This window comes from Burkholderia stagnalis (genome assembly GCF_902830275.1).
Classification (GTDB): Bacteria; Pseudomonadota; Gammaproteobacteria; order Burkholderiales; family Burkholderiaceae; genus Burkholderia; species Burkholderia stagnalis.
The window spans coordinates 152,403-177,988 of the sequence record NZ_CADESW010000011.1 but is presented as its reverse complement, the minus strand read 5'-3'; the positions used below and the strand labels follow the sequence as shown (position 1 = coordinate 177,988).

Below are 25,586 nucleotides of genomic sequence, written 5' to 3'. Positions count from 1 at the left end.
CGAACGGTGTCACCTGTGTGGTCTCGTAGTTCACCTTCATTCCTCCATCCCGGCCGCGCCGAGTCTGCGATTGGGCAACGCCGAGCCATCGAGAACGTAATGGCTCGGACGTCCGTTTTGAAAGACGAGCGCCGCGCCCGCCGCTTCGGCCTCGCGCCGCTTGAGCAACCTGAAGCTGCCGTTCACCAGGGCCGCGACGCCGTGCCAGGGCGTGAGCCATCCGTCCGCTGTCGCCATCATGTGGATGCCGATCTTCCTGCTGCCGCAGCTCTGCGGGTGGATCGACAGGCGGACCGCATCGGGAAAGATCGTCGCGAGCAGCCCGTCCCATGCCTTGCTGCGCTGCACGACCTGGTATGCGCGCTCGCGGCATTCCTTCTGCAGCGCCGTCTTGCTGATGTCCATGTCGGGCCGGGTGGCATCCTCGACGAGAAAGCGCGTGATTCCGCAGTACATGCGCCGGGCCTCGCCGCCGGCCCGGACGGCGGCCCGCAGTTCGTCGAGCGGCTGGCCATGGCGCGTCATGAGGCGCGCGCGCATTTCGTCGAAACCGCTGCCGGGAAAGACATCGTCCAGGTTGAAGGTGCTGAGCGCGCTCGCGCCGAGCTCCTCGATCAACGCAGAGATCCCCTGTTGATAGGCGGTGACGTCGCTTTCGTCCATCCCGACCGCATCGCTGAACACGCGGCCGTCCGAGCACAGAATGATCCGCGCCCCTGGCGCGTACACGGCGCCGATGCGGTTGCAGAGTTCGTTGAGAAACGCGAGCGACTGCCGCTCGGCCATGTCCGGCGTCGGGCCGAGCACCTTGTCCGGGTTGGGCGATTTGGCGGGAAAAGCGGGCAGGACGAACACGACAGGCTCGTCGCGCTCGATCGCCTTGATGACCCGGCCGAGATGCGGACCAAGACAGGTCGCGCACAGCGGGCTCTCGCAAGGACTCTGGGCCGCGACGCGGCGATGCTTCATCACGAGCCCCAGAATCTCCATCGCTTGCGCGTGGATGGATTGATCAGGCAGATCGCGCTTCTCGGGGGGCGTACAGGAAAAGGCTGTGTGCATCGATGATCTCGACATTAGGGCGTGTTGACGTGATTAAAGGGATGCAAATAGACATTCCACCTATTCGCTCTGCGAACTATGTTTCATTCGCCGAGAGACCGGGAAATTCTGCCGATACTTTTAACATTAAATATTATTTGCGTCGAGATTAAAAATTCGAAAAATATAGTTGAGAAGATAAACGGAAATAAAGGACTCCACTGAAACGCAATAATGAATAATGGCGTGCATATGTTTATTTAGAGCTGCTGACACATGCGCACGGATCCCCGGGCCGATCGAAACGCTCACGATCTGCGCAGGCTCCGTCGCGCTCGTCGTTCAGGCGAGAGCATGTATTGCATTCCAGGCCGGCCATCAGCGCAGGAGCCCGTTTGGCGATTATGCGAACGACCCGCTGAGTGTGTTCATGCAAAAACATATCGCGGCCTGAACAGAACGGCGCGCGTTTCAGAAAGATCGGGTTGGCCCGCAGGAACGCGCCGTAAATGCGCCACTGATTGACGGCCGGCTCGCTTCGATCGCGGCGAGAATCTCGACCCCATACTCGCCGCGAATCCGGCCGCCGAACCCGTCGATGACTTCATCGAACTTCGGCGCCGATACGGTTGGTCTTTCGCGGCGCACTGTTTCTGTGATCCGCGCATGCGCTTCGAGCGACGCCTCGCATCGCCCGGCAAGCCGCCTGCCACGCGCGCCGCAGCGCCGCCCGCGCCGGAGCAACTTCCCGGCGCAAGCGTTCGAGCTGCGCCCGCGCAGGCTGCGGGCCGATCCGGCCGGTCAGCGCGTCCACATGCGCGGCGAAGCCGAACAACGCGGCGATCGCCGGCACGACCAGGATCAGCACGATCATCATCGCGCCGCTCCGGACGGCCCGCGCCGCGCGCGCCGCTTGCCGATGTCGGTCACTCGCCGCACCGGATCCCCGCTTCGAATGTCGCCGCGCGCGCCGCGTGCGGCTGCAGCGGTTCTGGATGCGGCGACGGGCGGCCGCATTCGTCGCGCCCGCGCCGCGCCCCCGACCGGTGCGCACCGGTCGCTCACGGCGCGCCCGACACAGCAGCCGTCGCATCCGGATTCGGCGTGAGACGCAAACGCACGCGCAGCGGCTGGCGCATGCCGGGCGGCGGCGGCTCCGCCAGCGGGCCGGCCATCAACAGCTGCCGCAGCGCGGCATCCGCGTCCGCATCGCCGAGCGGGTCGAATTCGACGCGCGTGACGGTTCCGTTCGCGCCGATCCACGCGCGCACGACGATCGCGGGCGGCGGCGCATCGGCGCGCGCGTTCAGCACGCGTGCCTCGAGCGACCGGTGCAACCGGTCGGCGGCGTCGCCGTCGGCTTCGAGCCAGCCCTGGAACTGCCGCCCGACGCGCTGCGCGTAGGCAATCCACGGCTGCGGCACGTCGGCGGTCTGCGCGCGCGCGGGCGCGCCCGCCGCGAGCGTCCACGCGACGACGAGCGTCGCACCCCAGCCCAAAGCGCGTATGCGCGGGTTTCGTTTCATGAGGATGTTCGCCTCTCCGTCCGTTTCCGCGATGCGCGATGCGCTGCCGCGCTCACCCCGGTTCCACGGCCACATACAGGCGCGTGCCGCCGCGCTGCACGAGCAGCGCGGCCGTGCCGCGCGCGCGTTCGATCTCGCCGACCAGCGCGCCGGCGTTCGCCACCGGCGCGCCGTTCACCGACAGCACCACGTCGCCCGCCCTGAGCCCCGCCCGCGCGGCCGCGCCGCTCGCCTGCTCGATCACGAGCCCCTGGCTCACGCCGAGCTGCCGCCGCTCCTGCTCGTTCGCCGGACGCAGCGCGAGCCCGAAGCGCGCGAGCCCCTGCGCCTCGCTGCCCGGCGCGTCGCCGCTGTCGAACGCCCCCACCGTCGCCTGCAGATGGCTCGCGCGCCCCGCGCGCCACACCAGCAGATCGGCCACGCGCCCCGGCCGCATGCCCGCGACGGTGCCGAGCAGGTCCGCGGAATCCGCGACCGTCTTGCCGTCGATCGCGAGCACCACGTCACCGGCCTGCAGGCCGGCCTGCGCGCCGGGGCCGCCGGGTTCGACCATCGTGATCAGCGCGCCGTCGGAATGGCGCAGGCCGAACGAGCGCGCGAGCGCCTGGCTCACTTCCTGCAGCGCGACGCCCAGCCGCCCGCGCGTGACCTTGCCGGTCTGCAGCAACTGGTCCTTCACGTCGAGCGCGATGTCGATCGGGATCGCGAACGCGAGCCCCTGGTAGCCGCCGGTCTTCGAATAGATCATCGAATTGATCGCGATCACGCGGCCGTTCAGGTCGAACAGCGGGCCGCCCGAGTTGCCGGGGTTGATCGGCACGTCGGTCTGGATGAACGGGATCGCGCGCTCGCCGGGCAGCGCGCGCGACTTCGCGCTGACGATGCCCTGCGTAACGGTGTTCGCGAACCCGTACGGCGAGCCGATCGCCATCACCCAGTCGCCGACCTCGGTGCGCGCCGGGTCGCCGGTCACGACCGTCGGCAGGTTGCGCGCGTCGATCCGGATCACCGCGACGTCGGACACCGGGTCGCTGCCGATCACGCGGCCCCGGAACTCGCGCTTGTCGGTCAGCTTCACGTCGACCGCGGCCGCGTCGGCGACCACGTGCCGGTTCGTCAGGATGATGCCGTCCGCGCCGACGATGAAGCCCGAGCCGAGGCTCACTTCCTCGCGGTTGCCGATCACGCGGCGCGCGAGAAACGGCGCGAGCGGATTGTCCGGCGCGATGCCGGGCGGCAACTGGATGCCCATCTGCGCCACCTCGCGCGTGACGCTGATGTTGACGACTGCCGCGCCATACCGCTTGACCAGCGCGGCGAAGTTCGGCAGCGACGCTGCGGTGATCGCCGGTGTCTGAACCGGCCGCTCGCCGGCCGGCGCCGCGCCCGCGCCCGCGCCGGTCAGCACCATCGCACCCAGCATCGCGAGCAGCACGGCCATCTGTCTGCAGATACCCGATTCCACGATTCCCTTCCCTTTGGGTTCACGGCCGCACGACAGGCGACGCACATCGCGCCGCCCGCTCATTTCGGCGGCACGGCCACCGGCGGCGCCGGGCGCTGCGGCGTCGCCGACTTGCCCCAGTTCGTGCCGAAACGGTTGCGCTCCGCCGACAGGTTGAACGTGCCGAGCCGGTTCGACGGCGCCTTCGCGAGCCCCTCCGTGGACGCCTGCGATGCGCCGGCCTGCGGCGTGCCCTTCGGCTTGAGCTGCGCGCTCAGGCAGTCGTACGACAGCGCACGCCGCCCGTCCACTTCGGCGTCGACGCACACCGGCTTCGCCGCCGCGCCCGGCTGGCTGCCGGCCGCGGGCGGATGGCCCGCCTGCGTATGAGCGACGCCCGCGAGCCACATGCCCGCGACCATCACGCTCCACCTCACTCCTCTGGTCATGCCTGCCTCCTTCGATGCTCGCCGGCGCGCCGCGCGCCCGCGTCAGGTTGGCTCGCGCCGCGCCGAGCGGGCGACGAAACGCGCGAACGCCGCGCGCTCGGCCGGCCCGATGGCGGGCCGGCGCGCGTCCTGCTGCTGCGCCCACGCGTCGCGCACGCCGCCGATCTGCTGCCACGCGACCACCTGCGCGCCGGTCGGGAACGGCGTCGCCTGCGGCTCCCGGTAATCGACGCGGAACAGGCGCGGCGCGTCGGCGCCGGCGGTCCACAGGTCCGCCGCATCCCGCACGCTCGCGTCGAACCAGAAGCGCACCCAGCGCACCGCCGCGCCGGCCGCCGGCGGGTCGCGCCCGTCCTGCTCCGCCTGCTCCTGCGGGGCCGGCACCCGCATGAAGCCGGCCAGCACGAGCAGCACGGCCGCGAGATCGTCGTCGCGCAGCGACGGATACGACCACAGCGCCTGCACGTCCGCGCAGGCCAGCACGGCCGTGAAGCGCGCGATCGTGAACGCGGGCCACACGCGCCGCACCAGCGCATAGTGGCGCTCCCAGTGCGCGACGAACCGCTCGCGCTGGCGCGCCGACGCCTGCGCGTCGCGCCCGCCGCGAATCGCCAGCTCGTCGGGCTGGTACTGGCGGGTCGTCAGCACGCATTGGGCCGAGCACCGCGCGCTGCGATGGCGCACCCGGCCCGGCATGCCGGGCATCGGCTCGAGCGTGCCGAAACAGAGCGGGCAATGCGACGGCGGCGTGCCGGGCCCGCCGGGCCACGCCACGGTGGCCGCGACGCGCGCCGGCGGCTGCCCGGCGGGCGGATGCTGCTGCCCGCGCGCGGGCGGCGCGGCCTCCTCCGGTGTCGATGCGGTTCGGATGACGGTCATGGCGCTCCCTACCGGGCGGACGCGAGCGCCTTCTTCAGCGCGTCCTCGTTGATCGGCGCGTTGCCGCCGAGCTTTGCCAGATACGCCTGCGCGTTCTGCTGCGTGCGCTGCGCACGCAGCGTCGCGCGCAGGCGCTCCTTCACGTCCGCGAGCGGGCTCGGCGCCGCCGCCCGCGTCTCGATCAGCTTCACTACGTGAAAGCCGGCCGACGTGCGGATCGGCGCGGACACCTGCCCCGGCTTCAGCGCATCGGCCGCCTGCCGCACCGCGGGCAGCATCACCGTGTCGGGCACGAAGCCGAGATCGCCGCCGTTGACGGCGCTCGCCTTGTCCTGCGAATGCGCTTTCGCGAGCGCCGCGAAGTCGCCGGTGCGCGCGCGGGACGCGAGATCGGCGGCCTCCTTGCGCGTGCGCTCGACGGCTGCCGCGTCCGCATCCGGCGCGACGGCCAGGTAGATCTGCGCGACATGCAGCGCGCGCGGCACGGTAAACGCCGCGCGATTCCGTTCGTACGCCGACTGGATCTCCGCATCGGACGGATAGTCGGCCGGCGGCGCATTCACCGACGCGAGATAGCTGCGCGCGATGATGTCGCGCCGCGCCTGCTCGATCGCCGCCTGCACGTCGGCCTGCTTGTCCCAGCCCTTCGATTTCGCCTCGGCGAGCAGGGCCTTCTGCGCGAGCGTCCCGCGCACGAGCTGGTCCAGCGCGGCCGGATCGGCCGCGAGCCGGGTGCGCGCTTCCGCGCCCGCCGATTGCAGCAGCGCGGCGATATCGGCCTGCGTGACCGATGCCTGCGGCACGTTTGCGATCACGTCGTCCTGTGCGGCCGCGACGAGCGGCAGGCTCAACGGCACGCTTATCAGCAGGCCGGCCATCATTCTTGCGAGTGTCTTCACGGTATGTCCCGTTCCTGTGTTCCTGTGTCACTGCCGTTACCGGCCGCGCGCATCGTGCGATAAGCGCGTGCCGTCTGTTTCCATCGGCCGCTACGCCCCCGCCCCGACATGCACCCGTACGACCACCGGCTGCACCATCCCGCGCGGCGGCGGCGCGCCGATCGGCTGGCCGACCAGCACCGAGCGCAGATCCGCGGCGACGTCGGGCACGAATGCCGGAATGCTCTCGATGCGTTCCACGTCGCCGCGCCGATCCAGCCACGCCCGAAGCAGCCACTCGGGCGGCATCGCGCCGTCGTTCTCCGCGGCTCCGGCTTGACATTCGAGGTACGCGCGCAAGCGGCCGGCAGCGGCCCCCGTGCCGTCGAGCGCCGCTTCGAGCCGCCGCGACACGCGCTGCGCGTAGACGACCCACGCTTCGGGCGCATCGGCGAGCGAGACCGGGCCCGACTGCGCCGGCCGGCCGCCCGTCAGCAGCGAACGCAACGCGGCGCCGATCCAGCCCGGGCCAGTCATCACGCGGCGGCTTCCGCGCGAACGGCGGCGGCGTCACCCGCACCGTCACCGGCCTGCGCATCGTCGCCGTCGGACGCCGTGCGCGCGGCGGCGTCCTGCTCGGCCAGCGCCGGCCGGTTGCGCAGGTGCAGCAGGAACTCCTGCACCATCCGGTCCCACAGCTCGATCGTCGAGCGCAGGTAGCGCACCGACACCCCGCCCGCGACGATCACGTCCATCTCGAGCGCGAGGAACGGCCCGTGGCTCGCGAGCCGCGCGAACCGCTTCGTGCGGTTCCAGTCGCCCACGAGCTGCGCGGGCAGGTCGCCCTGCACCTGCAGCACGCAGCCGAGCGTGTAGTCGAGATAGCGAAGCGTCGCGGGCTCCGCCTGCGCGGCGGACGGCAACGCATTGCCGAAGCGCACCGCGAAGCCGACGCCCTGGCTCGCGCTCATCAACTGCACCGCGCCGTTCTGTTCGGTCGCGCTCACGCGGTAGCCCGCGCCACGGAACACGTCCGCGAGCTGCTCGACGCCCACCGCGTCGATCAACCCCTCCTGCGCCGGGTGCTCGCCCGGTGCGTGCTGCTTGCTGTCCAGCATGGCTCTCATCCTTGTTTCAACGAATCGTTTTGATTACACGCGACGGAAGGCCCGTGCCGTCACGGCGCGGCGGCCCCGCTGGCCGGGTTCGCCGGGCGCGCGGCCCGGTCGTACTTGCCCGCATACAGCGCATCGCCGTAGCGCTGCGCGAGCGTGTCGTACTTCACGCGCGCCGCTTGCGCGAACGGCTGCCGCGACGCAAGCACGGTGCCGATGCCGACCTGTTCGTAGGCCTCGAGGATCTCGTGGCCCACGCGGTACAGCGCTGCATTGTGGGCTTCGCAGGTTTGCAGTTGCGTGTCACGCGCGCCAATTTCCGCCTGCCGCTGCGCGTTCTGCGCATCGCGGGCGCGCGACACCGTCAGCAGATCCTCGTAGGACGCCTTGTATTTCGCGAGCGCCTGCGCGTCCTGCTCGCGCGCCGCCTTCTCCTGCGCGAGCGCGCGTTTCGCGGCCGCCTCGCCGCCCGACTGCCCCTTGGCCGCCGCGAGCTGCGCCTGGGCCGCCTTCAGCTGCGCCAGCGCGTCGTCTCGCTGCTGTTCGGCGGCGGTCTTGTCCGCCTGCAGCTGCGCCTGGCCGTTCTGCAGTTGGCGCAGCTCCTGCACGGTCGAGCGCAACTGGCTGCGCAGCTTGTCCTCGATGCCCTGCGCGCCGGCGCCGCCGGCGGTCAGCAGCAGCGCGCCGGCCAGGCCGGTCGCGAGCAGCGCGTATTGCGTGGTTTTCATCCGCGCCTCCGGTCAGAAACGGGCGTTGAGCTCGAGCTGCAGCACGTCGATCGACACCGGCGGGCCGTACACCTCCTTCGCGCTCAGGTAGCGGGCCGACACCCACGCGTCGCGCGCGACCGCGTATGACGCGCCGATCACGTAGCCGCGCGCGTTGGTGCCGCCGAGGTGGAAGTCCGAATCGTTGAACGCGTCGAGCACCGCATCCGGCTGCAAATACTTGTACGCGATCGAGAAGTTCCACTGCCCCTTGGCGCGCGGTTCGGGCTCGCCGATCGTCGCCTTCGCGAGGAAGCCGTTCGGGCCGCTGCGGTAGTCGCTGCGCGACGCGTTCACCGTCGTCGATTCGTAGTTGTTGACCGGCAGCGACGCCGCGCCGAACGCCTTGTTCTCGTTGTACGCGAGGTTGCGCACGTATTCGCCGTCGAGCCGCAGCTTGAAGCGGTCGGCGACCACCGTATCCCACTGCGCCTTCAGGTCGAGCAGCCGGTAGTTGTACGCGAGCCCGAACAGCTGCGGCTGCGGCGTCATGCCCGGCGCGAGGTTCGGGTTCTGCACGATGTTGCGCAGCGCGACCAGCGTGTTGCCGCCCTGCATGAACGCCGGCGCCTGGTTGTCGGTGCTGCAGTTCGTCGCGCCGAGATACAGCGCGCACGGCGACGACAGCGTGCCGCGCATGTTCTGGAAGTCGTAGTACGCGACCGCGCCCTTCAGCCGGTTCTTCGCGTCGATCTTCCAGTCCGCGCCGAACTGCGCGCCGAACATCCACTTCGTGTCGCTGCCGGCCTTGTCGGTGCTGTTCGACGGGAAGTTCTCGCTCGTGTACTGGATCGGGAACACGCCGAGCGTGCCGAACAGCGTGACGTCCGGGTTCCACGGCAGCGCATGGCGCAGGTTCGCGGCGAGGCCGTCCATCATCAGGTCGTCGGAGAACACCAGGTCCGACTTGAAGAACGGGTTGTCGAAACGGCCGGCCTTCAGGTTCAGCCACGCCGTCGGGCGGTACGAGAAGTACGCCTTGTTCAGCCAGATGTTCTTCTTCGCGAAGCCGCCGCCCGCCGTGGCCGTGGTCGACACCGGCCCGTTGTCGTTGCCGCTCGCGAGCTGCACGCCGGCCGTCAGCTCGTCGGAGAGCGCCGCCGTCACGCCGAGCCGCGCGCGGTAGCGCAGCAGGTTGTTGCGGTTCTGCGTCGTGTTCTGCGTCGGCAGCTGCGTCGTGTTGGTGTTCGAGTTGATGTCGAAGCCGCCGCCCTGGTTGATCGCGGCGAAGTTCGTCACGTTGTTCGCGTTGCGGCTGCCGTAGAAGTGATACTCGTCGCGCACGCGCAGGTCGCCGTCGAGCGTGATGCGCGACACCCAGTCGGGAAACGTGTTCGGCTGCGCCCAGTTCTCGGCCTTCGCCTGCGCGATCACTTCCTGCTTGACCTGGTCGCGGATCTGCTCGCGCACCACCTGCGGCACGTACGGCACCGCGACGTCGCCCGGCTGCGTCGGCGGGTTGACGATGCCCGCGCCCGCGACGGCCGGCGCGCGGGCCGCCTTCGCCTGCGCGGCTTCCGTGCGCGCTTCGGCGATCAGCTCGTGCGCGTTCTGCTGCGTCAGCACGCCGCGCTTGACGAGCAGGTTGATCAGGTTGATCACCACGCTCTCCGTCGGCGCGGCCTTGCCCGCTGCCGCCTGCGCGTCGAGCGATTGCCCGTGTGCGGCGGACGCGCAGGTCAGCCCGAGCATCAGCACCGCGCCGCCGATGCGCGACAGTCGCGCGGGCAGCGCGCCTTGTCCGTTCATCTTCCGAATCATTAATGGACTCCGAACAATTTCCGTTTCTTTTCCGGCAGCATCCGAGCGACGGCGCTGCCCCGTGATTCACTCGCGTGTCGTGCGCGTCGCGTCATGCCGGCTTGCGCCCCTGCAGCCTGACGAGCACCGGATAGGTGGTCGCGGGCGGCGGCGCCTCGTCCACCTTGCCGAGCGCCTCGACCGCCGCGACCACCGCCGCGTCGAGCTTCGCGTCGCCGGTCGACTGCACGACCGTCACCTTCGCGATGCGGCCCGACGGCTCCAGCCACAGGTGCAGGCTGCCCGCGAAGCGCGCGCCGCCCGCCTCCTGCACGCCCTTGTCCTGCTCGATCGCGCGCTGCAGCACGTAGACCATGTACTGCGCATAGCTCGCGTTGCCGAACCGGCCACCGCCGCCGCTGCCGACCATCCCCGAGCCGTCGCCCGCGCCGATGCCGAAGTTGTCGCTGCCGGCCTGCGCATCGGCATTCATCGTCATCTGCTTCGGCTGGTTGTCCGACGGCTTCGGCGTCTCGGACGGCTTCGGCGCGACGGTCGGCTTGTCGACCGGCGTCTTGACCTCTTCCTTCACCTTCTCCGGCGGCGGCTTCTGCTTCGGCGGCGGCGGAGGCGGCGGCAGCGGGATTACGGTCGTCACCTGCGGCGCGGCCGCGCGCTTCACGCCCGCGGTATCGCTCGCGAAGCGCCAGACCAGCGCGGCCAGCCCCGCGAGCACGAGCGCGATCGCAACCGGCTTCACGAAACGGCCGGGGCCTTTCTGCGGCGGGCCGCCGTTGTAGGTCATTTCCATCGCGCTAGCCGCCCTGCTTCGCCTTGCCCGTCACCAGGCCGACCTGCGACAGGTCGAGGCGACGCAGCAGGTCGAGCACGTCCATCACGCGCTGGTACTGCACGGCCGCGTCGCCCTTCAGCACGATCGGGAATTCCGGGTGGGTCGCCTTCTCGGTGCGCAGCCGGCTCTCGAGTTCGTCCATCGTCACGGGGTACGCGTCGAGGAAGATCTGCCCCGAATCCGCGACCGTGATCGCCTTCGTCTTCGGCTTCGCGAGACTGGCTGACGAGCTCGCCTTCGGCAGGTCCACCTTGATGCCCTGCACCGACGCGGTGGTCATGATGATGAAGATGATCAGCAGCACGTACGCGAGGTCGAGCATCGGCGTGATGTTGATGTCGTCGTACGGCTTGTCGTCGTCCTGAACCTGCATGGTGGTCTCCCCGCGTCCGTTCAGTCGGCCAGCACCGCGTGATCCGGCGCGCGATGCGCTTCGGCCAGGCGCGTGACGAATTCGTCGACGAACACCTGCATGTTCGCGGTCACGTTCTTGTTGCGGATCAGCAGGTAGTTGTAGCCGAACAGCGCGGGAATCGCGACGAACAGGCCCGTCACGGTCGCGAGCAGCGCGGCCGCGATACCCGGCGCGATCGCGTTCACGTTCACGTCGCCGGCCGCGGCGATCGCCGCGAACGTGATCATCACGCCCACCACCGTGCCGAGCAGGCCGAGGAACGGGCCGCCCGAGATCGCGATCGTCAGCAGCACCATCGACTTCGACAGCTTCTGGTTCTCGCGCACGAGCGTCGCGTCCATCGACGCGCGGATCGCCTCGATCGATTCGGTCGTGATCACCGTGCGGCCGTTGCCGTCCACGCGGCTGTGGATTTCATGAACGCCCGAGCGATACAGCCGGTACAGCGACGACTGGTGCAGGCGCCGGCCGTCGTCGCTGCGCTCGTCGACGTGCGCGAGCCCGACGAGGTGCTTGCCCGCCACTTCGCGAAAGCGCTGCACGAAGTAGAGGTTTGCCTTGTCGACGGTGCCGACGTAGCGCGCCTTGGTCCACATCACGATCCACGACACGATCGCCATGCCGAGCAGGATCGTGATCACGACCCACGCGTCGACCGTCACCGACTGCACGATCACGCCGAAGTAGCCGAAGCCGAAGCCCGACTGCTTCTCGTCGTTGCCGTAGGCGACGAGCTTCGATTCCGAGCCTTGCGACAGCACGTCGAGCGCGAGCGCGTCCGGCGTGCGCGCGATCTTCGACAGGCGCAGTTCGTCGATCGCGCCCACGTAGCCCGCGAAGCCGGCCGGCGCGCCGGCCGCACCCGCGCCCACCGCCGCCGCGCCGGCGAGTGCCGGCAAGGCCGCCGCGGCCTGCGCCGCCTGCTTGCCGTTCACGTAGACGGTCAGGTGCTTGCCGTCGGCCGTCACGGCCACGTGCGTCCACTGGTTCGCCGCGACCGGCTGCGCGGCCGGCGTGCGGACCGGCGCCGAACCGTTGGCAGCGCCGTCGACCTGCGCGAACGGCACGCCGTTGTCGAGGCCGATCAGCAGGGCGTTCGCGCCGTCGCGGCGGCTGTACAGCAGCGCGTTCGGCGCCAGCGCGGACGGTTTGACCCACGCGCTGAACGTGAAGCCGCCGCCCGCGGCGACGTTCAGCGACGGGCTGGCCGGCAGGGTCAGCGCGGCACTGCCGTCGAATTGCGCGGCCTTGCCGACGATGCCGTCCTCGACGGTGCGCAGCGGCGCGTTCTGCGCGTGGTTGCCGTACGCGGTCGCGTCCTTCGGCGGTGCGCCCGCCGCGCCGTTGAAGTGATAGACGAGCGTGTAGTCGGCGTCGAAGGTATCAGCCGGCTTGCCGCCGTCCGGCGCCTTCTTGTTGCCGTAGTACATCCAGATCGACTGCGCGGCGCCCGCCGGCATCTTCGGCACGTCGATCCAGACCAGCGCGACGCCGAGCATCGGGTCGTACTGCTCGACGTGGTAGTTCAGCGGCGTCTTGTCGTCGGCCGCGACGAAGCGGATGTCCGCGCCGTTGTCGGCGAGCCCGTCGAACTGGAAATTGCCCGAGTGCAGCCGGATCAGCAGCGGCACGCGGCCGGCCGATTCCGCCAGGTTCGCGCCCTTGCCGCTGGCGTCGATCGTGATCGCCTTGCGGTACGACCAGTCGTTCTGCCACCACGCACTCGCGATGCCGGGCAGCACGCCCAGCATCGCCGCCAACAGGAAACCCAAGACTCGCTTCACGATCCACTCCCCGAATGTGCCGCCCCGATGCGCGGGTGCGCGGCACGATCAAAAAAAATCCGTCAGAACCCCAGCCGCACGTAGAAATCGAACCGGGGGCTGTATTGCTTCGTATGGACGCCGGCCTTCAGCGGCCAGCCCGCCTCGAAGTCGGCGCTCAAGTACTTGGCCAGTTGCAGCCGCGTGCCGACGCCGACGCTGAGCAGGTTGAAGCTCGACGTCTGCTCGGGCAGCGGGCTCAGCAGCCACAGGTGCGCGGCATCGACGAACGCATGGAAGCGCCATTCGTTGATGCGGCTGCCGATCGCGCCGCCGAGGAACTTCGCGAGCGACGGGGTGCGCAGTTCGAGCGAACCGATCACGCCGCTGTCGGCCGTGTCCTCGGCCTGCATGTAGCCGCGCACGCTGTTCGTCCCGCCCGCGGCAAACTGCTCGCTCGACACCAGCGGCGAATTCGAGATCTGCGCGCTGACGTGCGCGTTGGCCTGCAGGTCGTTGTCGAAGCGCTGCGTATGGTTCACGTCGAACTTGCCGTAGACGAAGTCCGGCGTCGCCTTGTAGCGCTTGCTGTCCCACGCGCCCCAGTCGCTGCCGATGCCGCGGATGTTGGTCACGAGCGCGGCGGAGAACGACGTCTGCGATTGCTTCAGGCTGAGCTGGCCGTTGTACGAGAACGTCACCGGCACGTAGGTGAGCGGCACCGTCGACGTCTGGCCCGCCACGCTCACGTTCTCGTCGTAATGCTTGCGGTCGATTTCGATGCTCACCGAGTGCGCATAGGTATCCGACGCCGGCAGCGCGTAGATCGCGGTGAAGCCGAAGGTCGTGCCCTTGCCGAGCACGTTGGTGCCGCCGACCGACGCGACGTTGCTGTCCGAGTGGATGACGGTCGCGAGGAAGCTCCAGCGCGAATCCTTGAGCGGCGCGAGATACGAGAACGCATAGACGCGCGCATCGTTCGGATGCTGCGGCGCCAGCACGTAGGTGCCGGAAATCACGTGGCCGAGCTGCCACAGGTTCGAATAGCTGAGCGTCGCGGTGGTCCGCAGCGCGGAGGTGCCGGGGCTGCTGTCGTTGTTCAGGTCGATCGAGCCGTGCAGCGGGCTGCGGTCGTCGACCTTCAGGTCGACGTCGACCGTCTGCGGCATCGTGCCGGGCTTCAGCACCGGAATCACCTGGCGGTCCGCCGAGCGGTTCAGGTCGGCGAGCTGCTGCTGCGCCTGGTTGAAATCGGGCACGACGCCTTCCGCGAGGGCCGGCACCGCGTCGCGGACGTTCTGCAGCGACGTGTATTTCGCGCCGTCGACACGCAGCCGCCCGACCTTCGCCTCGACCACCTGCAGCACGATCACGCCATTCTTCACCTGCTGCTGCGGCAGCTCGACGACGACGGACTGATAGCCGCTGTCCTGGTACACCTTCTGCAGCGCGTCGCGCGCCGCGTTCACGTCGGCGAGGCTCCGGCCCGGCCCCTCGAACGGATACACGGCCTTCTCGATCTCGATGCGCGGCAGCGTCGTGTTGCCGCGCACGATGAATGCATTCACGTCGAACGTCTGCGGCACGCCGCTCGCGGGCGTCGCGGCCGGCGGGGCCGGCGGCGCCGCGCCCGCGTCCTGCGCGCGGGCCCCCGATGCGAGGCTCAGTCCCCCGACCAGCGCCACGCCGGCCAGGCACCGGCGTCGCAGCCGCCCCGGTTCGCGTGATTTACGGTCTGCTCTTGGCGGCATGCGCCATTCCCCTTTTGTTTCGGATCATCCTCGCGCTGACGGGGGCCTCCGGTGCGCCCCGCTATCAAAGCGTTGTTTCAGATTGATGACGAATGCTTAGCCATCCTCATCGCGCTGCGCGGCATCGTCCTGTCCGATACCGCCATCGCCGGCCCGGCCGCCGATCTCGCGCGCTCACCGACAAGGACGAAGCCCATGCGCGAAACCCGCAGTACGCATCACGACGCATCGCATCGCGGCATTCACCTACCTAGACGGAACGACACGCGAATTGCCGCAGATTTTTTTGCGCGCAGGACACGGGCGCGACGCGGGCAAGACGGCGGAACACGACGAAAGGACCGGCGCGGGCCGGCGAAGGGCGAACGCGCCGCGCGACGACGATGCGCGACAGGCCGCCCGCGCGTGAAACGCGCGGCGCGTGGCAGTTGGCGTTGAATGGCCCTCGTTTCGTATGCGTGCCGTTCGTCCGAGTGCGGCACTGTCGGCAAACGTCCCGCCGTCATGCGCGCGCGACGCGTTCGCCACGCCCCGTCATGCATGCAGCCCGACAATCGTCAGGTTTCAACAGGGAAGTTTTTGTGACATTCGCCGGAAGATTCGCACCAGACGGCGCGCGACGAAAAATTCTGCGGCATTCGCCGCGCCGAAACGTCCTAACCGTTGAGAAGATCGTCAACGACGGGAGTCACCATGTCGCTCGCCACACTGCTGCTGCGGTGGCTCGCCGATAGACTGGCGGGCGTCGCTGCAATGCCGCATCCGACGCATCCGCATCCGCGCGGCGGCCGCCCGCTGCGCTGGCGTGCGCCGTGGCTTGCGTGGCAGCTGCTTTCGTGGGTCGCGCTCACGCTGCTGGCCCCGCCGTTCTGCGCGATCGGCGCGCTGCTGCTGATCGATCCGTCGAGCGACCAGCCGCTGTTCTGGGCCGCGGCGATGGCGATCGTGCCCGTGGCGAACGGCGCGGCGATCGTCGCCGCGAACCAGCGCCATCACCGCGCGCCGTTCACGAGCCGGCGCGCGGTGGCGTGGTACGGCTTCGTCGCGGGCGCGACGATCGCCGCCGCGCTGTTCGTGCTCGTGCTGTGGCTGACCCACGCGATCGATGCGCTGATCGGCCCGCTTGCGGCCGCAACGGCCGGCACGCGGCCGGCCACGCTCGCGCCGTGGATCGCCGGGGTGGCCGCGCTGTTCGGCATCGCGTCATCTGCGCATGCGAGCATCGCGCACGCGTGGCTCGCGTTCGACGCATGACGGCCACGCCCCTGTTTCCTGTTCGCACGAGGAGCGCACATGCATCGTTGCGGTGATGGCCGGACCCGGGGCGCGCGGCGCGAGCGCGGCATCGCGATCGTGACGGTGCTGCTCGTCGTCGCGCTGGCGGCGACGCTCGCCGCCAGCGTGCTGTGGCGCCAGCAGGTCGCGACGCGCGACGTCGAGAACCAGCGGCTCGGCGTGCAGACGATGTGGGTCGAGCGCGCGGCGGTCGAGTGGGCGCGCGCGGTGCTGCGCGCGCAAAGCGCGACGTCGAACGTGACCGTCGCCGGGCAGCCGTGGTCGTCGCCGATCGCCGACGTGCAGCTCGCCGACTTCCTGCCGCCGGACGCGGCCGCGGTCAACGCGGAACTGTCGCGCGCGTGGATTTCCGGGCATGTCGAGGATGCGCAGGCCCGCTACAACCTGATGAACCTCGTGTCGCGGGTCGCGCCGGGCAAGCCGTGGCAAGCCAACGGCGAAGGCGTGCTCGCATACCGGCGCCTGCTCGGCGAGCTGTCGCTGAACCCCGAACTCGCGCAACAGACGGCCGACTACATGCTGCGCTCGCTGCGCGACGCGAACGGCCCGGGCGGCTGGCCGCTGCAGCTCGTGTCGGTCGACGATCTCGCGCGGGTGCCCGGCTACGACGCGCGCACGCTCGACGCGCTCGCGCCGCACGTGACGATCCTCCCGGACCTCACGCCGGTCAACGTCAACACCGCGGCCGAGCCGGTGCTGGTGGCCGCGATCCCGTCGCTGTCGCGCAGCCAGGCGCGCCGCCTCGTCGAGCGGCGCCGCACCGCGTACTTCGTCGGCACCGGCGACATCGCCGAATACCTGGCGCCCGTGCAGGGCAACGCAACCCTGCCGGACGGCGCGGCCGTCGGCGTCAACAGCGGCTACTTCATCGTGCATTGCCGCATCCATTCGGCGCGCGTCAACGCGCGCATCGATACGCTGATCGCCCGCTACGGCAGCGGCAACTTCAGCTGGACGTCGGTGATCTGGGTGCGGCGGCTCGCGAGTTAGGGTCTGTTTACGCGCATGCGAATACGTCCATCGCGCGCCTCGCGAGCGGCCGTTCTCATGGCAACGCATGCGCGTTCCATATGTAAACAGACCCTAATTCAGCGACGGCTCGCCCAGCGCGACCGGCCGCACGACCTGCGTCGCGCCCGCATGGCCGAACGACAGCCGGCTCACGCTGGTCTCGCGCACCTCGCCGAGCAGCCGGTTCCAGTCGTCGATCGACACCAGCAGCGCGATCGGCCGGTTGTATTTCGTCACCATCACGAGCGCCTCGCTCGCATGCCGCAGCGCCTTCGACGGGTTGCTGCTGAAATCGCGGGTCGCCATCGCGATCGTGCGCAGGCTGAACACGTTCGACGCCGCGTCGTCGCCGTCGTCGTGCAGCAGCCGCTCGAGCGTCGCCGCGCGCAGCAATGCCTGCGATTTCGCCGACAGCTTGTTCTCGCGGCGCTTCCTGCGCTCGCTGCGCGGATCGACGTGGATCGCGAGCAGCCGCACGATCTGCGCGAGCGCCGTTGCCGGCATCTGGTCGTAGCGCCGCCACCAGTCCGGCGGCAGCGCGATCATCATCCCCGCGTAGGCCGCCGCCACGCCGGCCGCGATGTGGGCCGGCAGCCGCTCGGCATCGCGCGCGTCCAGCTCCAGCGCGTGCGTGACGACGTTCGCCATCACGCCGAACACGTTGTATGCGAGCGCGACGATGCCGCGCGCCAGCAGCGCCGCGCGCGCCGGCACGTTGCCGCCGGCTGCATCGCCGAGCACCGCATCGAGCGGCAGCGGCAGCGCCTCGCGCCAGCGCCGGCTCGCGAGTTGCGCGACCTGCACCGCGTCGAGCTGCGACGCCGGCGCGTTGGTCAGCACGCGCAGCGGCGCGTCGGCACCGCCACGACGCCATTCGATGCGCCGCAGCGCGAGGCCCGGCTCGCCGTCGACGCGAACCGCCTGCTCGACCACCCGCCCGCCATCGAGCGTGCCGGCATCCTGCCAGTCGCCGGGTGTGGCGAACCCGCCCGAGCCGTCGTCGCCGTCGCGGACCACGAACGCGCTGCCGCGACGCGGCCAGCCCGACTGCAGCGCGCCGACATCGAGCGGCGCGTCGACGATCCACAGCTCGCCCGGCTTGACCGACTCCAGCACCGCGGCAACGAATGCGCGCGCGTGAATCCGGCCGCGCTCGGCCGGCAGCAGGTCGACGATCATCCCGAGATCCGGATCGTAGACGGGCAGCATGCGCGGGCCGTCGGCCGGCGCGTGCGCCGCGTCGTCGGCATCGCACGCGGGCGCTGCACGCGTTGCGCCGCCGTCCAGCACGCGCAGCCGCAAGCCGCCCGCCGCCCGTGTCCATTCGCGCTCGCGCGGCACCGGCGCGGTCGCGGGCAGCAGCAGCTCGACGCTGTCCTGCACGAGCGCGCGCCCCCAGCCGGCGCGCAGCCGGCTCATCCGGTCGTGCAGCGCGGTGACCGCCGCGCCGAACCCGGCCGGCAACCCGGCGACCTGCGCATCCGACGGCCGCGATCGCGCCGCGATCGTTGCGATCGCATCGACCGCCAGCGAAAACAGCGCCTCACGCAGCTGCTCGCCGTCGGGCTCGCCCTCCATTTCCGCGGCGACGTCGACCCACTCGTCATGCAGCGCACACTGCATGACGAGGCGCGCCATGATCGCCATCGGGCTGTGCTCGACAAAGCGTTCCACGACCGTGCGTATCACCTGATCACCCCATTCCTGTCTGGTTGAGCGCGCATGCGCACACTTGACGCGCCATTTCAGGCGCAGCAGCATCGTGGACGACCGGATGCGCGCGGCCGACACGCCGCGGCCATCCGCCCGCAACGGTTGCACGAGGCCCCGCATGTACGTAGACCCCCGCGTGGCGCACGGCCGCGCCCGCTTCGACCTGAGCCGCTCGCCCCGCCTGTTCGCCGAGGAACGGCGCTGGGAGATCAGCGACGTGGTCACGCGCTGCATCGACCAGTTCGCGGGCGTGCGCAACCGCCGCAACCTGATGCGGCTGCTCGAACGGCAGATCGCGCCGAAACTCGCGCGGCTCGGGCTCGAACCCTACGTCGGCGCGCTCGGCCGGCATGAAGGCCTGTTCGTCAATTTCTCGACGATGAGCGCCGAGCATGGCCTGCGCGAATTCCAGCTGCAACTCACCGTGCCCGACCTCGTGCTGCGCAGCTTCGCGTCGAGCGTGATCCGCCCGCACGCGGTCGCGCGCTGCATGCAGCGCAACGGCGTGATGTCGCTGGCGGAAATCGAACATGAAACGCGCATCGCGTTCGTGATCGCACGCGTGATGCGCGCGCTGGCGCGGGCCGAGCAATGGCGGCAGGTGGGCGTGCCGACTCCGCACGGGCTGTTCGTCGGCGCACTGACCGGCGGCGACGACGTCTGCATGAACACCTACTTCCGGCCCGGCGACAACGACCGGCCGTCGCGCTGGCGCGGCTTCGCCGGGCTGTTCGCCGCGATGCCGGACTGGCGAGCGGACCAGGTCCGGCACGGCGGCGATCTGCTGCAATGGATGATCAACCATATCGTGGCCTTGCAAGAATCCGCACCGTTCGTCGAACGCTTTCCATTTCTGCTCGAACCGCATCGCGACGCCGACGACCCGCTCGACGCGGCCTGGGCCGGTGCACGCGCCGGCGCGCGGGACGATCCGGCGTCGCACTGACGCCGGCGCCGCGGTTCCTGATTGTTCTTGCTCGCTTGCTCTCTCCGTGGCGGCGATCCGGGGGCCGTCCTCGTCAGCCCCCGGTGCCGTCTCACGATCACGCTTCTTGGCCCTCGTGCTCTCGTTTACTAGGTCGCAACGGGCGCGCCTAACCCGCAGACTTTCTTGCGATGAACGCCGCGCATCGTTCAAATCGTTCGCCACATCCGCCGCGTTCCGGTAGGGTTGCCGTGTCACACCGCCGTCACGACCACGACACTTCAACGGACTGCGACATGCCCCTGCTCAGCATTTACCTGACTGCACCGATGGCATCGACTGATTCGGAAATTTGGTTCTCGGCATACGGGTTCGGATGGGGCTACGCAGCATTCGCGCTGCCGTTCGAAACGCTGCGCGAGCATCTCGGCGCGTCGGATACGAGCCATCGGCAATGCATGCTGGCCTTCGAACTGAACCGGCAGCGGATCCTGCGCGCGGTCGCGCTGCGCGCCATCCCGCTCGGCGGCCAGCGCGTCACGCTGCTGCCGTCGGATCTCTAGGCGTGCCGGCGGCCGCCTCAGTGCGTCCGCGCCGGGCCATCCGGTTCCGGATCGCCAAGCATGCCGAGCACGACCCACAGCCAGATCAGCTCTTGCGCGGCCCCCGCGTGCGCGGCGCTTTGCATTTGCCAGCGCCGGAACGCGTCGAGCTCGCGCTCGGTCGCATCGCCCGCGCGCAGCCAGAGCAGCCAGCGCACGGCGCCCTCGCAAATCCCGTCGGCGAGCGCATGCGCGTCGCCGGAATGGTCATCCCGTCGCGATATGGTCATGATCACGCCACCGCCCGAAGCTCATTGAACGCATCTTCCCCACGCAACGCGTCGATACGCTGCACGGGGCGCCTTGCCGCACACGCCTCGGGTCCGACGACGCCCCACCGGGCTGCCGCTGACGGCAGCCCGGCGTTTGCCGGCCCTCATGGATAAGGTCGAATCGAAGACGCGCAACCCGCAGAACGCGGGCGGCGATGATGTTGCTCAGCTCAGCAGCACGATGTTGCCGGGCAGGCGCGTGACGTGCGCGCCGTACAGGCGGCCGACCATGTCGATCACGTCGTCGAGCCGCGCGATCGGGAATTGCGCCTGGATGCGGTTCGCGCCGAGCGCGGCGCTGCGCAGCACGACCTTGCCGCGCCGGTAGCGGTTGATCTCGTCGACGACGTCCGCGAGCGGCACGCCGTTGAACACGAGCATGCCGCGCCGCCATGCGCTGACCGCGCCCGGATCGACGCGCGACACGAGCCGCATGCCGCGATCGTCGTAAATCACCTGGTCGTCGGCGCGCAGCGTGCGCGCGCCGCGCGGATGCGCGAGCGCGACCGTGCCCGACAGGCAGGTCACGCACACCTGCGCGCCGGTGCGCCGCACGTTGAAGCGGGCGACCGCCGCCTGCATGCGCCCTCCGCCCGCGACCACCACGACGGGCCGCAGCGCCGCAGCGCCCCCAGGCGGCGCCGCCGCGTCGATCTCCGCTTCGCCGGCCACCACCTCGACGCCGCGTGCCGCGACGCTCGCGGGCAGCACGTCCACCCGCGTCTGCGTGTTCAGCTCGACCGTCACGTTCGCGGCCAGCGCGACCTGCCGCTGTTCGCCGGTGCCTGTGCGGTAGTCGGCCGCGAGATCGGCCAGCGACGGCCAGAGCGCCATCGGCGGGCGCAGCGTGAGCCACGACGCGCCCGCCGCGACCGCGAAGCCGACGAACGCGCGCCGGCCCGTGCGGATCGTGCGCTCGCGCTTTGCAACGTTTGCCCACGCGGCGGCCGTGCGCTCCTCCTGCGCGAGTTCCGCCGCGGCGGTGCGCAGCGAACCCCACGTGTCGCGCAGCAGGTGCGCGGCCTGCGGACGATCCGCGCACCAGCGCGCGAACGCGTCGGCATCGTCCGGGGCCGCTTCCCCGGAGCGCAGACGCAGCAGCCACGCGCTCGCTTCGTCGAGCGGATCGTGTGCGGTATCGGCCTGGGCTTTCGTCATCGTCGGGATGCTCAAAATTTGCGGGGCCCGCCGCGCGAACCCGTGTACGACTCACCCTCTTCCTGCATGCGCTGCAGGCAGTGCTTCATCGCCGCGCTCAGCTCGCTTTCGACGAGCCGCAGCGAAATGCCGAAACGCTCGGCGATCTCGCGATTCAGCAGCCCGTCCACCCGGGCCGCCAGCAGGATCGCCCGGCGCCGCGGCGGCAGGCCGCGCAGCACTTCCTTCAGCGTCTCGACCTTGCGCCGCGCGGCGACGATGCGCTCGGGATCGGCCACTTCGTCGGGCAGTTCGAGCAGCGTCTCGACGTCGTCGTCGTGCAGGTGACGCCGCTCGCGGCGATGCTGGTCGATCGCGACGTTGTTCGCCATCCCGAGGATATAGGCGTCGGCGTTGGTCACCTGCGTGGACACGTTCGCGTTCTCGAGGCGCAGCCAGGTTTCGTGCAGCGCGTCGGCGGCGCCGTCCTTCGAGCCGGTCACGCGTTCGAGCCGCCTGACCAGATACGCGTAGCGCGACGCCAGCAGCTTCCGGAGCCCGGCGCGAGTGGTGTCGGACATGGCCGCCTAGTTCCGTTCGGCTGTCTGCGGACAGCGGAAATGCACGCCGTTGCCGACCCGCCGCAACAGGATCGTGACCGGCTGCGGCAGCGCCGCGGGCGGCGCCGCGTCGAGCTTCAGCGCGCGCAGCGCGCGCACGATCGCCGCGTCGCGCGAGGCCAGACCACTCGATGCCACCATGTTGACCGCCACCACCGCCCCCTTGTTATCGATGCGCAGCTGCGCGACGAGCCGATAGCCGCCCGGCACCGCCGCCGGCTGCGCGCACAGCGCATCGATCAGATGCGCCTGCAGCAGGCCCGCGAACGCGCGCCGCTCCGGCGAATCGCCGACGCCGTCGATCGGCAGCGCGGCATCCGCCGGCGTGTCGAGCGCGGCGGACGCCGCATCGCCGGCGGGCCGCGCGACGATGATCGCCTCGTCCGGCCGCGCGAATTCCGCGCGCAACCCCGTTCCCGCCAGCACCCTCTCCAGTGCGTCGCGCGGCAGGAATTCGCCGCTGACCGGCGCGCTCGTCCGCCCGTCGAGCAGCGGCGCGGGCGCCAGCACGATCAGCTCGGTGATCCGCGCGAAATCCTGCAAGGCCTTCGCGAGCGGCTGCGCGGGCAAATCGAAGTGCGCCGTGGCGCCCGGCTGACGTCCTGCGGTTCCGGTCTCCTGCGCCTGCACGACACGCATGAACAACGCGGCAAAGGTGAACCACGCGACGATCGCCAGGACACCGGCCGGCGCCCGTGAACGCGTCATGAATGCCTGGATGGAATTGAGGTTGCATGCTGCCACCGGATTCCCCGCACCCCCGTGAGCGCCCCGTGGCAAGCGAATGACAGATTGTGCGCGCCGTCCATGACAGTCAGGTGAATTGTGCAGCGGGCCGGCGCGACGGCAAGCCGCGCGTAAGGCGGCCGTGTGCATCCTGCACCGTGCATCGATCGAGCACGGTCTGCGCCGCGTTCGGCCACGCATTGCGGGGCGCATCGCCCGTGTTTACCCATTGCCCGCGCCGGGCGAACGGCGCGTACGGCGTCGGCACGTCCTGTCATTGCGCGGCGTCGAACGCGCCGGGCGAAGGCAGCGGCACGATCAGGCTGGACATCGCGCACCTCGCGCGGGCCGCGTGATGGCCTTCATGGTGATCGCGCCGCCGCTCAAGGCCGCTGCACGACGAAATTGCCGATCCCGGTGCCGACGACGAGCAACCGCACGTCGCCCGACGTCAGCGTGATCGTCACCGGCACGTCGATGCTTTCGTCGCCGAGCACGACGCGCGCGATCGGCTCGCCGCCGCCCGTGTAGCGCACCGTCACGGCGGTCACCGCCGTGCCCCAGCGGCGCGCGCGAAACAGGTCGTCCGTCATCGGCGACCACGCGCCGCCCTCGGTGCGTTGCACGAACCGGTAGCCGCCGCCGATCGGCTGCCATGCGATCGGCGTCGAGCGCACCTGCGCCTCGTCGCCCGCCGATTCGAGCAGGCTCGCGAGCCGCTGCGCCTCCTCGGCGAGATCGGTGCGCCGGTTGCGCGACGGCGCGAGCGTCACAACCGCGACGAGCAGCCCGACGATCATCAGCACGACGAGCATCTCGAGCAGCGTGAAGCCCGCCGCGCGCCGCTCGGCCATGCGCTTATTGCCACGAGCCGATGTCCGCATCGTTCCCCTCTCCGCCCGCCTTGCCGTCCGCACCGTAGCTGAACACGTCGATCGCACCGTGCGTGCCGGGGCTCAGGTACTGGTATGCATTGCCCCATGGATCGTTCGGCAGGCGCTCCAGGTAGCCGCCGTCCTTCCAGTTGCTCGGCATCGGGTCGACGGTCGGTTTCTGGACCAGTGCATGCAGCCCCTGCTCCTGCGCCGGATAGCGGCCGTTGTCGAGCCGATAGAGATTCAGCGACTGCATGATCGTGCCGATGTCCTGCTTCGCGGCGATGCGCCGCGCCTCGTCGGGCCGGCTCATGATCTTCGGCACGATCAACGCGGCGAGGATGCCGAGGATCGCGACCACCACCATGATCTCGATCAGGGTGAAACCCCGTTGCGCACGGCCGCGCTTGGGTGCTGGATGCTCGTCTCGCATCATCATGCATTCACTCTCGCGTCAAATCGCGCTGCCCGCCGTGCGGAACCCGCATGCGTTCGTGCGCTGAGCGGCGCATCACTGCACCATGTTGTTCAGTTCGATGATCGGCATCATCACCGCCAGCACGATCACGAGCACCACGCCGCCCATCGCGAGAATCAGCAACGGTTCGAGCAGGCTCGTCAGGAACATCGTGCGCCGTTCGAGCTCGCGCGCCTCGCCTTCGGCCGCGCGGTCGAGCATCGTCGTCACGTCGCCGGTGGCCTCGCCCGAGCGGATCAGGTGCACGAGCACCGGCGGGAACGTCTTCACATGGTTCAGCGCGCGCGACAGCGCGGAGCCTTCGCGCACCCGCACGATCGCATCGTCGATGTTCGCGCGCATCGCGCGGTTGGAAAGCGTCTCGCCAGCGGCCTGCAGCGCGCGCAGGATCGGTACGCCGGCCGCGGTGAGAATCCCCAGCGTGCTCGCGAAGCGCACCGTGTTGTAGCCGCGCACGAGCTTGCCGGCGAGTGGCGCGGTGAGCGTCCACCGGTCGAACGCGAGCCGCGGGCGCGCTTGCGACAGCACCTTGCGAATCGCGAGCACGGCCGCCGCGAACGCGACGAGCGACGCCCACCACCAGTGCCGCACGAAATCCGACAGCGCCATCATTGCAACCGTCAGGAACGGCAACTGCTGCTTGGTGCTCGTGAACACGTTCGCGACCTGCGGCACCACGTAGCTCAGCAGGAACGTGACGATGCCGAACGCGATCAGCGTGACGATGCCCGGGTACGTGAACGCGAGCAGGATCTTCTGCTTCAGCGCGTTGCTTTGCTCGATGTAGTCGGCGAGACGCGACAGCACGACGCCGAGCTTGCCCGTGTGCTCGCCGGCCGCGACGAGCGCACGATAGATCTCCGGGAAATCGCGCGGATGCTGCGTGAGCGCGTTCGCGAACGTATGGCCGCCGACCACTTCCGCGCGGATCGACGCCATCAGCTCGCGCACGTATTCGCGTTCGGCCTGCTCGCTCAGCACCGACAGCGATTCGTCGAGCGGCAGCCCGGCGATCAGCAGGCTCGCGAGCTGGCGCGTGAGGATCGCCTGTTCGCGCTGCGACAGCTTGCGGCCGAGTGCGAGACGCTGGCTGCGTTCGCCGTGCAGCCGCGACGCGGCAAGCTCGACGACGAGCGGCGTCAATCCTTGCGTGCGCAACTGGCTGCGCCCGGCGCGTGCGCTGTCGGCTTCGAGCACGCCCTTGCGGGCCTTGCCGGCTCCATCGATCGCTTCATAGCGGAATGCGGACATGTCAGTGGCCTCCGGTGACGCGCAACACTTCGTCGAGCGACGTCGCGCCCGCCGCGGGA

At 69.9% G+C, this 25,586-nt stretch carries 28 protein-coding genes; 5 read left to right on the top strand and 23 right to left on the bottom strand.

The features are described 5' to 3' along the window. Window positions 1-36: 36 nt before the first annotated feature. The 15 genes from HWY45_RS20230 to HWY45_RS20160 all read right to left on the bottom strand — a co-directional run bounded on the left by HWY45_RS20230 (window position 37) and on the right by HWY45_RS20160 (window position 14,621). A complete protein-coding gene (locus HWY45_RS20230) occupies window positions 37-1,062 on the bottom strand; it encodes an L-tyrosine/L-tryptophan isonitrile synthase family protein (RefSeq protein ID WP_230942522.1) in 1,026 nt (341 codons plus the stop codon). A 583-nt stretch (window positions 1,063-1,645) separates the two neighbouring features. Then, complete coding sequence (locus tag HWY45_RS20225) at window positions 1,646-1,918, bottom strand: hypothetical protein (RefSeq protein ID WP_059884127.1); 273 nt, start codon at window positions 1,916-1,918, stop codon at window positions 1,646-1,648. Between the two features lie 184 nt (window positions 1,919-2,102). Continuing rightward, on the bottom strand, window positions 2,103-2,567 hold the full coding sequence (locus HWY45_RS20220) for a hypothetical protein (RefSeq protein WP_059884182.1): 465 nt from the start codon (window positions 2,565-2,567) through the stop codon (window positions 2,103-2,105). 52 nt (window positions 2,568-2,619) lie between these two features. Continuing rightward, complete coding sequence (locus HWY45_RS20215; RefSeq protein ID WP_081069865.1) at window positions 2,620-4,008, bottom strand: Do family serine endopeptidase; 1,389 nt, start codon at window positions 4,006-4,008, stop codon at window positions 2,620-2,622. A gap of 83 nt (window positions 4,009-4,091) precedes the next feature. Beyond that, window positions 4,092-4,460: a hypothetical protein gene (locus HWY45_RS20210; RefSeq protein WP_414143476.1), complete on the bottom strand. Its 369-nt coding sequence runs from the start codon at window positions 4,458-4,460 to the stop codon at window positions 4,092-4,094. A 42-nt stretch (window positions 4,461-4,502) separates the two neighbouring features. Continuing rightward, on the bottom strand, window positions 4,503-5,339 hold the full coding sequence (locus tag HWY45_RS20205; protein ID WP_059884125.1) for a hypothetical protein: 837 nt from the start codon (window positions 5,337-5,339) through the stop codon (window positions 4,503-4,505). A gap of 8 nt (window positions 5,340-5,347) precedes the next feature. Then, window positions 5,348-6,238 carry a peptidylprolyl isomerase gene (locus HWY45_RS20200; RefSeq protein ID WP_059884124.1) on the bottom strand — a complete coding sequence of 297 codons (891 nt, stop codon included), beginning with the start codon at window positions 6,236-6,238 and terminating at the stop codon, window positions 5,348-5,350. Between the two features lie 90 nt (window positions 6,239-6,328). Further along, window positions 6,329-6,757 carry a hypothetical protein gene (locus tag HWY45_RS20195; RefSeq protein ID WP_150998658.1) on the bottom strand — a complete coding sequence of 143 codons (429 nt, stop codon included), beginning with the start codon at window positions 6,755-6,757 and terminating at the stop codon, window positions 6,329-6,331. Continuing rightward, entirely contained in the window at window positions 6,754-7,335 is a 582-nt protein-coding gene (locus HWY45_RS20190) for a YbjN domain-containing protein (RefSeq protein ID WP_059884122.1), read from the bottom strand. The genes HWY45_RS20195 and HWY45_RS20190 overlap by 4 nt, the downstream gene beginning before the upstream one ends. A gap of 59 nt (window positions 7,336-7,394) precedes the next feature. Next, window positions 7,395-8,060, bottom strand: a complete 666-nt coding sequence (locus HWY45_RS20185; RefSeq protein ID WP_059884121.1) for a hypothetical protein — start codon at window positions 8,058-8,060, stop codon at window positions 7,395-7,397. Window positions 8,061-8,072: 12 nt separating this feature from the next. Further along, window positions 8,073-9,860 (bottom strand): putative porin, encoded by a 1,788-nt coding sequence (locus tag HWY45_RS20180; RefSeq protein ID WP_059884120.1) that lies wholly within the window; start codon window positions 9,858-9,860, stop codon window positions 8,073-8,075. A 91-nt stretch (window positions 9,861-9,951) separates the two neighbouring features. Then, window positions 9,952-10,650 (bottom strand): TonB family protein, encoded by a 699-nt coding sequence (locus HWY45_RS20175; protein WP_059884119.1) that lies wholly within the window; start codon window positions 10,648-10,650, stop codon window positions 9,952-9,954. A gap of 4 nt (window positions 10,651-10,654) precedes the next feature. Then, window positions 10,655-11,065: an ExbD/TolR family protein gene (locus tag HWY45_RS20170; RefSeq protein WP_059562915.1), complete on the bottom strand. Its 411-nt coding sequence runs from the start codon at window positions 11,063-11,065 to the stop codon at window positions 10,655-10,657. Window positions 11,066-11,085: 20 nt separating this feature from the next. Beyond that, complete coding sequence (locus tag HWY45_RS20165) at window positions 11,086-12,891, bottom strand: DUF2341 domain-containing protein (protein ID WP_059884118.1); 1,806 nt, start codon at window positions 12,889-12,891, stop codon at window positions 11,086-11,088. 62 nt (window positions 12,892-12,953) lie between these two features. Next, window positions 12,954-14,621, bottom strand: a complete 1,668-nt coding sequence (locus HWY45_RS20160) for a ShlB/FhaC/HecB family hemolysin secretion/activation protein (protein ID WP_081069864.1) — start codon at window positions 14,619-14,621, stop codon at window positions 12,954-12,956. 693 nt (window positions 14,622-15,314) lie between these two features. On the opposite strand from HWY45_RS20160, the gene HWY45_RS20155 reads away from it, so the two are divergent. Further along, the gene (locus tag HWY45_RS20155) at window positions 15,315-15,875 is read left to right on the top strand and encodes a hypothetical protein (protein ID WP_059804849.1); all 561 of its coding nucleotides are present in this window, start codon (window positions 15,315-15,317) and stop codon (window positions 15,873-15,875) included. Between the two features lie 39 nt (window positions 15,876-15,914). Continuing rightward, window positions 15,915-16,907 (top strand): type II secretion system minor pseudopilin GspK, encoded by a 993-nt coding sequence (gene gspK / locus HWY45_RS20150; RefSeq protein ID WP_059884117.1) that lies wholly within the window; start codon window positions 15,915-15,917, stop codon window positions 16,905-16,907. A gap of 93 nt (window positions 16,908-17,000) precedes the next feature. On the opposite strand, the gene HWY45_RS20145 is transcribed toward gspK, so the two are convergent. Continuing rightward, the gene (locus tag HWY45_RS20145; RefSeq protein WP_230946847.1) at window positions 17,001-18,602 is read right to left on the bottom strand and encodes a type II toxin-antitoxin system Phd/YefM family antitoxin; all 1,602 of its coding nucleotides are present in this window, start codon (window positions 18,600-18,602) and stop codon (window positions 17,001-17,003) included. Window positions 18,603-18,759: 157 nt separating this feature from the next. Here HWY45_RS20145 and HWY45_RS20140 point away from each other — a divergent pair, with 157 nt between their 5' ends. Further along, the gene (locus HWY45_RS20140; RefSeq protein WP_059884116.1) at window positions 18,760-19,587 is read left to right on the top strand and encodes a hypothetical protein; all 828 of its coding nucleotides are present in this window, start codon (window positions 18,760-18,762) and stop codon (window positions 19,585-19,587) included. 275 nt (window positions 19,588-19,862) lie between these two features. Beyond that, window positions 19,863-20,129: a hypothetical protein gene (locus HWY45_RS20135; RefSeq protein ID WP_230944852.1), complete on the top strand. Its 267-nt coding sequence runs from the start codon at window positions 19,863-19,865 to the stop codon at window positions 20,127-20,129. A gap of 17 nt (window positions 20,130-20,146) precedes the next feature. Here the strand turns inward: HWY45_RS20135 and HWY45_RS20130 are convergent, their stop codons facing one another. From HWY45_RS20130 to HWY45_RS20115, 4 genes are all read right to left on the bottom strand, one after another. Beyond that, entirely contained in the window at window positions 20,147-20,398 is a 252-nt protein-coding gene (locus HWY45_RS20130) for a FecR/PupR family sigma factor regulator (protein WP_230941921.1), read from the bottom strand. A 207-nt stretch (window positions 20,399-20,605) separates the two neighbouring features. Beyond that, on the bottom strand, window positions 20,606-21,598 hold the full coding sequence (locus tag HWY45_RS20125) for a FecR family protein (RefSeq protein WP_059884114.1): 993 nt from the start codon (window positions 21,596-21,598) through the stop codon (window positions 20,606-20,608). Window positions 21,599-21,609: 11 nt separating this feature from the next. Next, window positions 21,610-22,158, bottom strand: coding sequence for an RNA polymerase sigma factor (locus HWY45_RS20120; protein WP_059804835.1), 549 nt, complete (start codon window positions 22,156-22,158; stop codon window positions 21,610-21,612). A gap of 6 nt (window positions 22,159-22,164) precedes the next feature. Next, window positions 22,165-22,905, bottom strand: coding sequence for a secretin and TonB N-terminal domain-containing protein (locus HWY45_RS20115; protein ID WP_059884113.1), 741 nt, complete (start codon window positions 22,903-22,905; stop codon window positions 22,165-22,167). A gap of 176 nt (window positions 22,906-23,081) precedes the next feature. Here HWY45_RS20115 and HWY45_RS20110 point away from each other — a divergent pair, with 176 nt between their 5' ends. Then, the gene (locus HWY45_RS20110) at window positions 23,082-23,279 is read left to right on the top strand and encodes a hypothetical protein (RefSeq protein ID WP_059884112.1); all 198 of its coding nucleotides are present in this window, start codon (window positions 23,082-23,084) and stop codon (window positions 23,277-23,279) included. 27 nt (window positions 23,280-23,306) lie between these two features. Here HWY45_RS20110 and HWY45_RS20105 read toward each other — a convergent pair whose 3' ends face one another. The 3 genes from HWY45_RS20105 to gspF form a co-directional block, all read right to left on the bottom strand. Next, window positions 23,307-23,807 (bottom strand): GspH/FimT family pseudopilin, encoded by a 501-nt coding sequence (locus HWY45_RS20105; RefSeq protein ID WP_059884111.1) that lies wholly within the window; start codon window positions 23,805-23,807, stop codon window positions 23,307-23,309. After that, window positions 23,782-24,234, bottom strand: coding sequence for a type II secretion system major pseudopilin GspG (gspG, locus tag HWY45_RS20100; protein WP_150998664.1), 453 nt, complete (start codon window positions 24,232-24,234; stop codon window positions 23,782-23,784). The genes HWY45_RS20105 and gspG overlap by 26 nt, the downstream gene beginning before the upstream one ends. 75 nt (window positions 24,235-24,309) lie before the next feature. Beyond that, window positions 24,310-25,527 (bottom strand): type II secretion system inner membrane protein GspF, encoded by a 1,218-nt coding sequence (gene gspF / locus HWY45_RS20095; RefSeq protein ID WP_059884109.1) that lies wholly within the window; start codon window positions 25,525-25,527, stop codon window positions 24,310-24,312. Window positions 25,528-25,586 lie beyond the last annotated feature (59 nt).